The organism is Caballeronia sp. LjRoot34 (assembly GCF_964253815.1).
Lineage (GTDB): Bacteria > Pseudomonadota > Gammaproteobacteria > Burkholderiales > Burkholderiaceae > Caballeronia.
In genome coordinates this window covers 1,360,748-1,374,824 of sequence record NZ_CAXUSB020000003.1, presented here as the reverse complement: position 1 = coordinate 1,374,824, position 14,077 = coordinate 1,360,748, and the positions used below count along the sequence as shown (strand labels likewise).

Genomic DNA, 14,077 nt, shown 5'->3' with positions numbered 1-14,077 from the left:
AGCAGCGTTTCTTCAGAACGGATGCACGCGATAACCTGCACACGTGAATTCCGAAAAAATGCCGCCGTCGGGTAAGCTCCACTCACTTGACGCTCTGCAGGCAAATCCATGTCCTCCGTCTCCGCATTCAAGCTTGTCCTGCTCTCGCTAATCGTGATGATCGGCTTGCAGTTGCTAGCCAAGCGCCTTAGATTGCCACCCGCTGCCGCGCTGCTGATTGGCGGCATGGCCATGGCATTCGTGCCCGGTCTTCCGCCCGTTCGGCTTGACCCGGACCTGGTGATTGTCGTATTCCTGCCGCCGCTGCTCATGGATGGTGCCTACTTCTCTGTCTGGGAAGAGCTCAAGCGCAATCTCGGCGCGATCCTGCTTCTCGCTATCGGTGCCGTTGCGTTCACCACACTTGCGGTCGGTGTGGTCGCCCACCTGATTGTCCCCAGCCTGCCTTGGGCCGTCTGCTTTGCGCTCGGCGCTATTGTCTCGCCACCCGATGCCATCGCAGCCAAGGCCGTGCTCGAACGTCTCGCGCTGCCCCGCAAGCTGATGTCTATCCTCGAGGGAGAAAGCTTGCTCAACGACGCGGCCGGCCTCGTCCTGGTTCGCTTCGCCGTGGCGGCAGCGCTTACCGGAACGTTCAGCATTGAACATGCTGCCGCAAGCTTCGCCCTGCTCGGCCTGGGTGGCGTGGTGGTCGGCGCCGTCGTTGGCTACGTGATCGTGCAAATCATCCGCTGCCTCGCTGACGACTATCTCATCATCACCATCAGCGTATTGACGGCATGGATCAGCTACATTGTCGGCGAAATGCTTGGCGTCTCGGGCGTCATCGCGACTGTCACGGCAGGCCTGACCCTGGGCTGGTATCAACACGAAGTCTTGAGCGCAACTGTTCGCATGCGCGGCACCGCGTTCTGGCAAGTCATCATCTTCCTTCTCGAAGCGCTCGTATTCATCCTGATCGGGCTCTCCCTTCGAGGGGTCATCGCCCGGTCAGGCGGTGCCGACGATGCACTCCTTACGCTCGCGCCAGCCGTGGCGGCAGTGCTTGGTGCGGTGGTCCTGTCGCGCTTCGTGTGGGTCTTCGCTACCGAGTTTTTCAACGCGTCATGGCGGCGTTTAACCGGCCGCGAGAACGTGGCGCTGGATTGGCGAACCGCGACCATAACGAGTTGGGCGGGCATGCGCGGCGTGGTCACCCTCGCGGTTGCACTGTCGCTTCCAGAAACCTTGCCCGGACGGGATTTGATCCTTGTCGCGTCGTTTGCCGTCATCCTGGTGACCGTGTTGCTGCAAGGCGCCACCATTGGCGTTCTCATCGAATGGATCAATCCTGATCGCAGCCCGGATGCCGGCGCCCAACATCTCACCGAACCGCAAGCATGGGCAAGACTGGAGGCGGCACAGCTCGCCGCTATCGAACCACTTGTACGCGACAGTGAGGGAAAGGTGATTCATCCCCGGCTGCTAGAGCAATATACCTACCGGGCAACACTCACCAAAGCGTATGGCGACCGGACTGATTTTCCGCATGAGGAACGTGTCACTCATTACGATGTTGTCCTGGCAGCTATCGCAGCCGGGCGCAAGGAGTTGCTCCGGATGCATCGCTCCGGCGCCATTCACGACGAGATGTTGCACATCCTCGAGCATGACCTGGACTTGCAAGAGGTGTCCGCGCGGCATGGGCGTGGATGATATTGTCGAGTGTCGGCAGACGGCCCCGGTTGGTCCGCTTCGCTTGTCACCACGGGTACCAAACTGACAAGCAACCTTGGGTTGGTACAATCGGGGCAAGCTCCCCGTCCTTCTTCACCACATGTCCGAAATAAACTGGCTGTCCGAACCCAGCACCGCGTCCAAACGCATCATCTTCGCGCGTCACGGCGAATATCCGTGCAATGTTCGCGGCGTTTGCAACAGTAATCCCCGCACCGGCTTTTACCTGACCGAGAAGGGAGAAGCGCAAGCCAGGGCCTTGGGCGAGCGCCTGAAGGACGAGAAAATCGAGCTTATCGTGACCTCGGAATTTCTGCGTGCGCGGCAAACAGCATGGCTGGCCAACAAGGTATTGAACGTTCCGCAAGTCGTTAATCGGCTAGCCAACGAAAACCGGGTGGGTGCCGAATTTGAAGGAAAGCCTGGCGATGATTTCCAGCGATTCATTGCCCACGCGCCGGCTACTACCGCCATGCCGGACGGCGAACCCTTCACGGGAATGCTCACGCGGGTTCAATCACTGATCGCTGACCTGAAGCTGAGTAGTCCGCAGACCGTGCTGGTCGTCACACACGGCTGGACGCTTCAGGCCGTGCGGGTCATCCTGAACGAAATCAGTATGGATGACGCCGCTCGATGCGTGGACATGCCGTCCAACTGCGAAATTGTTGAAGGAAGGTTTTAGCCTCCGTCCGGCATGTCACTTGAATGCGTAGGCGACTCCAACGCCGTAAGTGATTTGATTCCGGTTTCCGCGCTGCGTGACGATAGGACTGTCAGCCGCCGAGCCGGATAACCGCTGGTAGTAAATCATTGCTCCGCCGAACCAGTGTTTGTCGATCTGGTAGATCGCGGCAAGCCACCCGGTCATCTGTTCAAGTCCACCGGAAGGACTGAAAGCAGGCAGGCCGCTGCGCGTGGAATCCTCTTCTGTTACGCCGTAGTACACCTGGTTAAAGCCCTGGCTGACCCAGCTCGCGCCCACCCCTGCACCTACGAAAATGCGCCGCTGCACGGGCAACCAGAGGCTGCCGTTCACTGACACCCGTGCTCCCGTATAAACAATCCCCGCGTTGGTCACCACCGTCACGGAGCCCCGCAGGCGATACGGGAACGCGCCTTGATTATCGTATTCATAGCCCACAAAACCGCCCGCTTCCACGGTCGTATTCACGTCGTGGATCTGAGAAACGACCGGATCGTCAACATGACTTCGCCCCAGGCGAAGCTCCACGGCCGGACCGTATTGCAGGCCTGTCAGCCCACCAAGATCGAACTGGGCATAGGGCCCGTATAGCTCGAACAGCTGCCCGCCATCAGTCACATAACGCACGCCCGGCACAGCGCCGACAAAGCGGTCCTTGGCCCCGGCATAGTCCGTTGTAGACCCAAGGCCACCGCCGACCATGCTGGGGAGCGTGCCGGGAAGGTCGAAGGACGCTGCCCGGCTTTCCGGGGTGATCAGACAGCACGTTGCCAGTAAAACGACGTACAGGCATGCTTGGATCGAGTGGTTTTTCATTGGCCGGCCATTGGAACGGGGGTGGCTTTAATTCAGGTTCAAGTCTTAGCGCCAGGCACTGCCGACTTGAACGTAGAACGCGTTCTGGCCGGGGCCGCGTGCAATATCGATACCCATCGTCAAACCCAGCTTGCGGGCGATCAGGTAGCGAAAACCCGTGCCGAAACCATAGGCTGTCGGCGCATCTGAAAGTGAGTGAAGCTCGCCGTACGCTTTGCCGGCGCCGCCAAAACCGAGCACATACCAGCGCGGCGCCACATTCCACCTGAGCTCGACTTCACTCGTCAGTTGATTCCGGTCTTGATACTTCGCGTCAGACACGCCTCGTAGCGAGACGTAAGGCTGCGCAAAGAACGGGATATTGCCTTGCGAAAATCCGGTGTCGGCCCGCACACCGAGGACCCATGATGGAGCGAGGGGTATCCAGTGATAACCCTTTGCTGTCTCCATCTGGAAATTTGAAGAGCTGCCTAGCCCACCTCTGGCGATTTCCGCTTCAAGCTCGGCATAGGTTCCCTTGCCCGGGAAAAAGAAATTGTCGCGGGTGTCGTAGTCAATAACGACACCCCCCTTTGCGACGCGTTGCTCGTTCTTGAAATCGACCAATCCATTCGGCAGCATGGCGCCGAACCGCGTATTGGAATCCAGGAACGTATAGCGAGGACCGACGTACCACGGACTATCGCCCAAGCGGAACAAGAGCTGCTGAACAACGGCCACGCCACTTAGCTGATACGCGTGCGATCCGCCGTCCGAACCATAGTAATTCAGATGCAGATTGATCTTTCCCACAATGCCGAGATAGCGAATCCTGTCGTCGTCCCAGGTGTGAAAATGCATCAGCCCTACACCCCAGCTATGCGTGCCTGTCGCGAAGCCGCCCAAGCCCGTAATATTGGGAGGCGCTGAGCTCTTGACCTCGCTCGGAGGGGCATCCGGATCATGCTTGGGCATGGTGAAGTAAAGCAGCCCAAGGCCGAGCCCATATCCAACCGCAGGTTCCGTGACAATAGTGGGTACCGGCAGGACTCCGCGATGTGACAACAACATATCGCTCAAGTCGAACATGCCGTCTTCAGCGTCCGTGAATTTGCCTTCGGCAGATGCAACGCCGGTGAGTGAAGCAGTGAGCACAAGGCAGCCCATTAACGGCCTTATCCTTTGTCGTAATTCAAGGACAGCGCTTAAATCCCGCTTGCATAATTTCATCAATACGAATTCCGTCATGCAAGATTGGGTTCATCGCTCGCCAAGCGAATGCACATTGATCGACTCGGTGACTTCAAAGCTTCGCTGCACGTTTAAGCCTTGAGAGACTGCATCGGTACTCGCCAATAATTTAGCAATTCGAACCGTTTTGGTCCTGCGATTCAAATATGGATTCTGTAAAAATGGAAGCCATGCTCGCGGCTCAACCCGCCTGACAAGGTCGACCGATATCAGAAACCCAAACAGAACGCAATCATGGTTCGAGGCGCGACTAATCCCCCGCGCGAAAACCAGGCGAGCACGCGCGAAACCGTTATTCTGGACACTCCGGCGATACCCGCGACATGGACCATGCGGTGAGGTGCGGAAGTCGAAACTTTGCCGCAACTACCCAAGTTTCGGCCCTTTTATTCGATCGATGGCACTAAGCAAAACCGGTAGCGATACAGGCTTCGCGAGATGAGCATTAAACCCGGCACGCAGCGCTTTCGCAGCATCCTGAGCACGTCCAAACCCGGTGAGTGCGATCGCGGGCACCGCGACCATCCGTGGCAGTTTTCGCAAGGCTTCAATTAATTCGTAGCCGTCCATTTCCGGCATTCCGATGTCCGACAGAATCAAATCGAAGTCGTTGCTGGTTGCCGCCGCAAGGGCCTGCTTCGCGGTCGCCTCCGCCTGCACGTGCGCGCCCTCAAGTTCGAGAAGCGTGCGAAACGCTTCGAGCGCTTCCAGCGAGTCGTCGACCAGCAGGACTTTCAGCCCCATGAGAGCACTCGAATCGAGTGGCTCACCCGGATGGTTCAGCGCCCGCGAAACCGGGCTTTCCGGCAACCAGAGACGAAAACGAGCGCCCTTTCCCAAGCCCGCGGACTCGGCCTCGATGCGTCCACCATGCATCTCCGCTATTTGCTGGACCAGCGAGAGCCCGATTCCCAATCCTCCACGATCGCGTCTTCCTGCCGCTTCAGCCTGACTGAACATGTCAAATATTCTCGGCAGGAAATCCGGCGCAATGCCTTGCCCCGTGTCGGCAACTTCGATGCAGATGAAATCCTCATCGCGCAAGAGCGTGATCCCAATACGTCCCCCGCGCGGCGTGAACTTCAGTGCATTACGCACGAGATTCCAAAGCATCTGCTCGAGCCGGACCGCGTCGGCCCGGATGACAACGGGGACGCTCACGCCAGACGTCGATAGGGAAATGCCGTTTATTGCCGCATCGGCCGCGCTCGCCTCGACCACCGATTTCACTGCGACCGAAACGTCGACTGGTCCCCGCTGCAACGCCAGCTTGCCGGTGCGGGCGCGCGACAAGTCGAGCAGATCGTCGATGATTTTCGCCTGGCCGACGACCGAGCGCTGGATAGCTTCGGCCGCCTCTTGAACGACTGCGATACCTCTTGCCTCGGGCGTGCGGGTGAGCAACTCCGCTTTCACATGAATCAGATTGAGCGGGTTCTTTAGTTCGTGCGACAACACGGCAAAGAACTCGTCCTTCAAACGGTTGGCGGCCTCCGCCTGAAGGCGCACTTCGCGCTCAAGCGTCAACTGTAACTGCTGCTGGCTTTCAATCCCTTTCTGATCCGTGACGTCGCGAACGATCTTCGCGTAACCCTTAAAGCCGGCTGCATCGATGAATGTCATAACGCCGCTGCAGTAGGCTTGCGAGCCATCACGCCGCAGGTACCACCGTTCGTCTTCCGCGCGCCCGACGCCGGCCGCTTGGGCTCGCTCAGCTTGAGAAATACCGTCCCCCCGATCTTCGGGCAAGAAAATCATATCGATGGAGTTGCCCTTCGCTTCCGCTTCCTTGTATCCGAATATGCGTTCCGCACCCTTGTTCCAGCTAACAATCATTCCGTCCATGTCCTGGACGATGATCCCGTAATCGTCGGTCGTCAGCGCCGCAAGCTTCAGCCGGTCGTCACTTGTGCGCGCCTCCAGTTGCGCTTGTCGTTGAGACGTGACATCGATCAGCGTAAGCACAGCGCCGTCGATGTGGTGGTCAGCAGTGCGATACGGCAGCAAACGAGCCAGAAACCAATGGCCATCGCCCGTTTCGACCTCTCGCTCGATCATCTGCAGGGTGCCAAAGACAGCGGCAGCATCGTTGGCCAGTTCGGGATATTTCACGCGATGCGTAAGATCGAGCAATGGGCGGCCGACGTCGGACTTGATCAGATTGAACAAGCCGACTGCGGGCGCGGTATAGCGTTTAATGCGCATCGCCCGGTCTACAAAAACAGTCGCGATATCCGTTGAGGCAATGAGGTTCTCCAGGTCATCGTTCGCCTTGGCCGTCTCCTCCACCTTCGATTCCAGCTCGACATTGACCGTCACCAGTTCTTCATTGACCGAGTGAAGCTCTTCCTTGCTCGTTTCGAGCTCTTCGGTAGCCGACCGGAGTTCTTCAACGATGGCTTGCAGCTCTTCGTTGGATGCTTTCAACTCCTCGGTCGATACGTTCGACTGTTCAATGGACGACTGCAGGTTCTCTTTCGCGAGATGCAACTCTGCTTCAAGCTGCGCCATAACCGGATCGTTCGCAGCGGAGCTGCTTTCGTCATTTGCACTCCCTTCGTGCCGTGCGACGTCTTCCAGTTCACTAAACGAAATTAGCAGGATGTCCACGCCGCTTGCCTGATCGTGGTACGGATGCACCTTCATCCTGATTCGCGTGGCCGTCTCACCGCCGGACAAACGCACCGGCCGCGTGTCGACGTCGATGCCTTTTTGTGTCGCCTGAAACAGCGCCGTGCGCAGTTCGAGCCGCAAGGCAGGATGGATCAGCGTGAGAAGGTTGTGTGATGGCTCGCCACCTGGATAGTGAAAAAACTGCCCGACCTGACCAGACATATGCACGACATCTGCGTCGCGATCCACAATTACACTGGGAGGCGCACCGTGTTCAATCGCCCGGCGATGCAAGTCGGCGGTCTCCAGGCGTGGCCGTTCAGTAACGGGTCGCGCCGCGATGCTGAGGTATGCCGGCCCCGCCGCCAGCCGGGGGAATGACGCAGCAGACGCACGCGGGCGCGAAGTCAGGATCTTCGCTTGATAGATCCGGTTCTTTTTGTCGATCGCTATGAATAGATCGTCTGCAACTTCGGCCGATTCCGAGCTTCCCAAGAACAAAAAGCCACCCGGCTTCAGCGCAAAGTGGAATGTCTGAAAAATTTCCCGCTGAATCGCGCGATCCAGATAAATCAGCAGATTGCGACAAGACACGAAGTCCACCTGCGAGAACGGCGGATCGCGCAGGATATTGTGAGGGGCAAAAAGCACCTTTTCGCGTACCGACTTGTCGATCACATAGCGACTGCCGGCGTGGTTGAAAAATCGGTTCAAACGGGTGGGCGGCACGTCCGTCAGGATTGATTCAGGATAGTTACCTGCCCGGGCGATTTCGATAGCGTGCTGGTCAATGTCGGTCGCGAACAAGTGAATCGCCGGCAGCTCGTTCCCTTCCGGCTGGCGTTCACATAGCAACATCGCGAGCGAGTAAACCTCTTCTCCGGTGGAACAACCGGGCACCCACACGCGCACCGGATCGTCGAGCGAGTTCCGCTCGGTAACGATCTTCGGGATTACCTCACGCTCGACCGCTTCGAATGCTTCGCGATCACGGAAAAAGTTGGTAACGCCAATTAACATGTCCTTGAGTAGCGGTGACGTTTCCTCGGGATGCGAACTCAGGAATCGCTCGTACAACGGCAGGCTGGGCAGTGCATTGACTTGCAACCGCCGTTCGATACGCCGCAGGACGGTCGCGCGCTTATAGTGATGAAAATCGTGACCGGTGCGGGTATGCAGGGTCATTAATATCGAATGAAGCGCGCGCTCGGCAGGCGAAACGATGTGCTCTCCAACAACGGCGGGAGCAACGGGTTGTTCCTGACCAGATCGCGGCACCTCGATAGCGCGCATGTTGGCCCACAATTCGATCAATTTTTGCGGGATGTCAACGATCGGCAGCACGATGTCCACCATGCCGGTCGCAATCGCATTGCGAGGCATGTCCTCGTATTCGGCGTCCTCGGGGCTCTGCGCGATCGTGATTCCAGCCAGCTCCTTGATACGACCAATGCCAACCGACCCATCACTTCCGGACCCGGAAAGGATGATGCTGATGGCCCGTTCGCCGTGCGCCTCGGCCAGACTCCGAAAGAACAGGTCAATCGTGACGGGCCGACCGGGTAGGCGATCAACATGCGTGACACGCAAATGTCCGTCTTCCATGGACAAGTTGTTCGACGGCGAGATGAGGTAGACGCAGTTCTTTTCGATTCGCGTGGGCATCGTCACCTGAATGACGCGCATCTTCGTTGCACGTTGCAGGACCTGGTCGGCGACGCTCTCGTGTTTCGAGGACAAATGCAAGACGATGACGAACGCCATGCCGGCATCGCCAGGCATGTTTTCAAACAGACGAAGCAAGGTCTGGATGCCACCGGCCGAGGCGCCGATGCCCACCACCGGAAAATCCAGCGAGCTTGTTGCCGAAAGCTGTTTGGATTCGGGAGCAGGCATCTCGTTTGGCGTTTTATCGTTTGTCATCGCGACTGTTCGCACCGCGGTCTCAATGTAGGCGTTGAGACGCAACGAGGCGTCGGAAAAATGTAGGTGGGCTATTGCTACGAATGCCCACATGAATTGGCAATTTCCATGCCTAAGCGATCTACGGACAACTATCGGCGTTCGAGCGGCAAGCGGGATGAGTGCAGATCAAGATGCTTTACGCGTCCGATAAACGCGTCATCAATCGTTGCGCATCAAATGGCGCCCGAACCTTTTTGTCATTGTCGAAGTAGCAGAACACATCATCAATTTTTCCTGGACGGGCGCGTGCCGGCGAGAAAAGCTTCGCATCCGGAGGTGCGCTTCCCGCGGACCAACTCCGGATCCGACTTGCCCAATGGTCGAGCCCTTCATCGGTATAGGCTCCGCCGTACAGCGTCTCGGTGCCATGAAGGCGCATATACACAAAGTCAGCCGTCAGATCTTCGGCATAAGGCCACCCTGCCACCGAGTCTGAAATCACAAGCGCAACGCGATGTTCGCGCAGCGTTTTTATAAAGTCCGGGCTTGCGAAACTCGGGTGCCTGATCTCGATCGCGTGTCTGAGACGGTGCTGGCGCCTGATGTCAAACCACGGCTGCTTTACCCGGGTGTCATGCTGGCTCGCCAGAGCGGCAGCTTCGCGAGTGTCATGCGGCAGCAGCGCCAGAAACCGGTCCAGGCGCACCGGCTCAAAAGAATAGTTGGGCGGGAACTGCCAGAGAAAAGGTCCAAGCTTCTCTTTAAGCGCGAGAACGCCAGAGGCGAAAAAATTCGCGATGGCTGGCCGCACTGAGTCGTCCCGGAATCGGAGCATATGGGTCAGATAACGCGGACCCTTTACGCTGAACACAAAATGAGCCGGCGTTGCCGCATACCACGACTCGTAGCTGCCGATCGTTTGGAGGGAATAATGCGAACCGTTGATTTCTATCGTATCTACCGCACGAGAAGCGAATTCCAGTTCGCGAGCCTGTTGAAGGCCCTTGGGGTAGAACACGCCGCGCCATCCCTCGTAGCGCCAACCCGATATTCCGATCCTGTTAGCCATCGTTTCTCGCGCGCTCGTTGTTAGGACGTCAAGCCTTGGGCACATTCCCCGTGTCGGTCAAAGTTTCGCGTTGATACCGGCATGGCTCGAGGCACCGGAAAGAAAGCCGCGAATTCACGGCTGGCCCGAGCCGCCTGATGCACCATAGACCTGCCCGGTCACGTAGCTCGCCTGCGCAGACGCAAGCTGAACGTAGACGGGTGCGATCTCCGCCGGCTGCCCTGGGCGCCCCATCGGTACCTGCTCACCAAACTTTTCGACGTTCTCGGTTGTCTGCCCGCCGCTGACCTGTAGCGCTGTCCAAAAAGGACCAGGGGCAACCGCATTGACGCGGATGCCCCGCTTGATCATTTGCTTGGAAAGCCCTTTGGAGAAGTTGGCGATAGCCGCTTTGGTCATTGCGTAATCGAGCAGGTTGAATGAGGGATCGTAAGCGTTCACCGAACTCGTATAAATGATCGCCGAGCCCGGTGGCATGTGAGGAATCGCGGCCTTCGTAATCCAGAACATCGCATACAGATTGGTACGGAGTGTCCAGTCAAACTGCTCAGTGGTGATGTCGAGGATCGAGTCGTGGCTTTGCTGTCGTCCAGCGTTGCTCACCAGAATGTCCAGGCCGCCCAGTCCTGACACCGCCTGTTCTACCAGCGCCTGACAGAAAGCCTCATCGCGAATGTCGCCAGGTAGTGCGATTGCCTTGCGACCCGCGGCACGAATGATTTGTATGACCTCACGGGCATCGGGTTCTTCCGCCGGAAGATAGACGATCGCGACGTCGGCTCCTTCGCGTGCATATGCGATGGCTGCGGCGCGACCAATGCCGGAGTCACCGCCAGTAATCAGCGCTCTTCGTCCGTTGAGACGGCCAGAGCCTCGATAGCTGGTTTCGCCGTGATCGGGGCGGGGCGTCATGCGCCCTGCAAGGCCTGGCCACGGTTGCTCCTGGGCAGGGAATGGCGGATGCGGATAGAGCGTGCGTGGGTCCTGCGGCGGGCTCGCCATGGCGGTTCCTGTCGAATTGGAAACATCGGTCTGTGCGACAGCCCGTGCTGCCACTGCGGTGACAAATCCCGCTGTGGCGCCTTGCATTAAAGTGCGACGCGAAGTGGATATTTTTTCGGACGGCATGGCGCACTCCAATGTTTACGGATTCATACGAGGCGTTCGGTAGTGGACATACCAGCAAGCGCGATTCCTGCCTTCCATGCGCAGGCGGTAGGCAGTAGAAGAAAATCTTTAATGACGCGCTGTCAGGGTAGCGACATGCAGTTGAGCGGGACGAACGATGCTCGTTCTCCTCTACAAAATGTTCACCAGCCGCGTGCGGCACGAAAGAATCATGTCGGGGCTGTCCGAAATCCGCCATTTTTCGACAGAAATACTGGATGGCAGACGTCGCTCTCATTCTTTATTTTATAAAGAATGCCCGGAGGTGCGACATGGACGCAAAAATCATTGGGGTTATAGAGTCGAAAGGGATTTTCGCAACGCACTGGGAATTTGATTTCACGATAGGCAACAGCGAAGGCAAAGCGGTAGCGGGAACCGTATCCCTCGACGAAGCCATCGCGTTCGCAAATCGTCGTGATCTCGGCCCGGTCGCCGACATGTGCCGCGCAATCAAGACGACACCTCCGCCGGAGTTTTCCTGGCTCGTTGGAAGGATTTTTAGGGATCCCCGGTGAACCGTTTTTCCGCAGCACAATGTGCTGTCAAGCACGTGCGGCAACCTCGTGGCCTGATCGCTGTAAACACACAGTACGCGCGCTAACCAGCCGCTCGTTACTCGACTCTTCCGGTTATCCATGGACTACGCACCGTAGTCCTACCTGTTGCGCTAAAGCCCAGCGTTCCAATCTTCGTGTGATTCGACCAGACCCGCGTCGTCGCTGCGAGCTTGCTGCACGGAACGTACCGATGCGGGCGACTCATTTAGCGCTCGTTACCCTAAACAGACGCCACCACCTCCTGCCGCGCCCCGTGCACTGCGTTAATTGCGTCCTTGGGCAAAGCCGCGCCAAGGGGGGAATACACATTGCTGAGTCGATAGTCTCCGCCACCCTCCTTTGGAGCATCCCATGGCCGCAACAGTTGGCGACTTTCTCGTCGATCGTCTCTATTCGTGGGGCGTTCGCCGCATCTTCGGCTATCCCGGCGACGGCATCAACGGAGTGTTCGGCGCGCTTAACCGGGCCAAAGGAAAAATAGAATTCGTCCAGGTCCGGCATGAGGAAATGGCGGCATTCATGGCGGCGGCGCATGCAAAATTTACAGGCGAACTCGGTGTCTGTATCGCGACGTCAGGGCCGGGGGCCTCTCATCTGGTCACCGGCCTTTACGACGCCAGAATGGATCACATGCCGGTCCTCGCGATCGTGGGACAGCAAGCTCGCGCGTCGCTCGGTGGGCATTATCAGCAAGAACTGGATCTCGTTTCCTTGTTCAAGGACGTTGCCGGCGCCTTCGTGCAGCAAGCAAGCGTTCCTTCCCAAATTCGCCATCTCGTCGACCGGGCTGTGCGGGTCGCGTTAGCCGAGCGCACCGTCACCGCACTGATCCTTCCAAACGACTTGCAAGATATTGAGTACGAGCCGCCCGGTCGAAAGCATGGAACGGTACATTCAGGCGCGGGCTATCGTGCCCCGAAGACAGTCCCCTATGCCGACGACCTCCGGCAAGCTGCGGATGTGCTGAACGCGGGCAAGAAGGTGGCGATTCTCGTCGGCGCAGGCGCATTGAAAGCGACCGACGAATTGATCGCCGTGGCGGACAAGCTCGGCGCTGGCGCTGCAAAGGCGCTTCTGGGCAAAGCCGCGCTACCGGACAACCTGCGCTGGGTCACGGGTTCGATCGGACTGCTAGGCACCAAGCCGAGCTACGATTTGATGACCCAATGCGACACGCTGCTCATGATCGGCTCCGGCTTTCCCTACTCGGAGTTCTTGCCGAAGGAAGGCGCGGCGCGTGGCGTTCAGATCGATCTCAAAGCCGATATGCTGAGCCTGCGCTATCCGATGGAAGTGAACCTTGTTGGCGACAGCGCCGAGACCCTGCGTGCCCTGTTACCGCTCCTTGAAGAAAAGCAGGACCGCGGTTGGCGCAAGACGATTGAAGGATGGACCGAGGACTGGTGGCAAACGCTCGACCGGCGTGCACACGAGTCCGCCCAAGGCGGCGTCAATCCGCAGCGCACGGTCTGGGAGCTCTCGTCGCGCATACCATCCAATGCGATTGTCACAAGCGATTCCGGCTCTTGCGCCAATTGGTATGCACGCGACCTGAAGGTCCAGCGCGGGATGATGTGTTCGTTGTCGGGAGGGCTCGCGTCGATGGGTGCCGCGGTCCCTTACGCCATCGCTGCGAAATTTGCACATCCGCAGCGGCCCGTGATCGCCATTGTCGGCGACGGCGCAATGCAGATGAACAATATGGCTGAACTCATCACCGTGGCGAAATACTGGAAGCAATGGGCCAGTCCGCACTGGATTTGCATGGTGCTGAACAACGAGGATTTGAACCAGGTGACGTGGGAGCAGCGCGTCATGGAGGGCGACCCGAAGTTCGAGGCATCTCAGGACATTCCCTCTGTCGCATATCACAAGTTTGCTGAGCTGATTGGTCTGAAGGGAATCTATGTCGACGATGCCGACAAGATGGGCGCCGCGTGGGACGAGGCGTTCGCCTCGGATCGCCCTGTCGTACTGGAGGTAAAGACCGATCCGAACGTGGCGCCCCTGCCGCCGCATATCACGCTCGCGCAGGCCAAGGCGTTCGCATCGACATTGATGAAGGGCGACCCGGATCAGGGCAATGTACTTATCGATACCGCCAGGCAGGTACTGGGCGCAGTGCTGCCCGGCCATAAAAACAAGTAGCACGCTGTGCCGCAGCAGGAGCCCAAAAAAGGATTACCGCGATCAGAGCGAGCGCCTTTACGATTCCGACTGACTCAGCGGAGGCTGACGGTTTCGCGTTGGATATCCCGGCGCCATGCGTAAGCCCGCGACTTGAATCACGCCGTC

General features: G+C 58.2%; 9 protein-coding genes. 4 read left to right on the top strand and 5 right to left on the bottom strand.

The window, feature by feature from the left end; all coding sequences use genetic code 11:
• The first annotated feature begins 108 nt into the window (after positions 1 to 108).
• On the top strand, positions 109 to 1,695 hold the full coding sequence (locus ACSQ36_RS37100) for a Na+/H+ antiporter (protein ID WP_436185955.1): 1,587 nt from the start codon (positions 109 to 111) through the stop codon (positions 1,693 to 1,695).
• Between the two features lie 121 nt (positions 1,696 to 1,816).
• Entirely contained in the window at positions 1,817 to 2,401 is a 585-nt protein-coding gene (locus ACSQ36_RS37095; protein ID WP_213766239.1) for a histidine phosphatase family protein, read from the top strand.
• A 15-nt stretch (positions 2,402 to 2,416) separates the two neighbouring features.
• Here the strand turns inward: ACSQ36_RS37095 and ACSQ36_RS37090 are convergent, their stop codons facing one another.
• From ACSQ36_RS37090 to ACSQ36_RS37070, 5 genes are all read right to left on the bottom strand, one after another.
• Complete coding sequence (locus tag ACSQ36_RS37090) at positions 2,417 to 3,238, bottom strand: MipA/OmpV family protein (RefSeq protein WP_436185954.1); 822 nt, start codon at positions 3,236 to 3,238, stop codon at positions 2,417 to 2,419.
• Between the two features lie 45 nt (positions 3,239 to 3,283).
• Positions 3,284 to 4,384 (bottom strand): BamA/TamA family outer membrane protein, encoded by a 1,101-nt coding sequence (locus ACSQ36_RS37085; protein ID WP_436185953.1) that lies wholly within the window; start codon positions 4,382 to 4,384, stop codon positions 3,284 to 3,286.
• A 450-nt stretch (positions 4,385 to 4,834) separates the two neighbouring features.
• Positions 4,835 to 9,004 (bottom strand): CheR family methyltransferase, encoded by a 4,170-nt coding sequence (locus tag ACSQ36_RS37080; protein WP_436185952.1) that lies wholly within the window; start codon positions 9,002 to 9,004, stop codon positions 4,835 to 4,837.
• 178 nt (positions 9,005 to 9,182) lie between these two features.
• Complete coding sequence (locus ACSQ36_RS37075) at positions 9,183 to 10,055, bottom strand: DUF72 domain-containing protein (protein ID WP_213766235.1); 873 nt, start codon at positions 10,053 to 10,055, stop codon at positions 9,183 to 9,185.
• Between the two features lie 114 nt (positions 10,056 to 10,169).
• Positions 10,170 to 11,183: an SDR family oxidoreductase gene (locus ACSQ36_RS37070; protein ID WP_213766234.1), complete on the bottom strand. Its 1,014-nt coding sequence runs from the start codon at positions 11,181 to 11,183 to the stop codon at positions 10,170 to 10,172.
• 311 nt (positions 11,184 to 11,494) lie between these two features.
• Between ACSQ36_RS37070 and ACSQ36_RS37065 the strand changes: the two genes are divergently transcribed.
• Together ACSQ36_RS37065 and ACSQ36_RS37060 are read left to right on the top strand one after the other, a co-directional pair.
• Positions 11,495 to 11,740: a hypothetical protein gene (locus ACSQ36_RS37065; RefSeq protein ID WP_213766233.1), complete on the top strand. Its 246-nt coding sequence runs from the start codon at positions 11,495 to 11,497 to the stop codon at positions 11,738 to 11,740.
• Positions 11,741 to 12,133: 393 nt separating this feature from the next.
• The gene (locus tag ACSQ36_RS37060; protein ID WP_436185951.1) at positions 12,134 to 13,930 is read left to right on the top strand and encodes a thiamine pyrophosphate-requiring protein; all 1,797 of its coding nucleotides are present in this window, start codon (positions 12,134 to 12,136) and stop codon (positions 13,928 to 13,930) included.
• Positions 13,931 to 14,077: the final 147 nt, after the last annotated feature.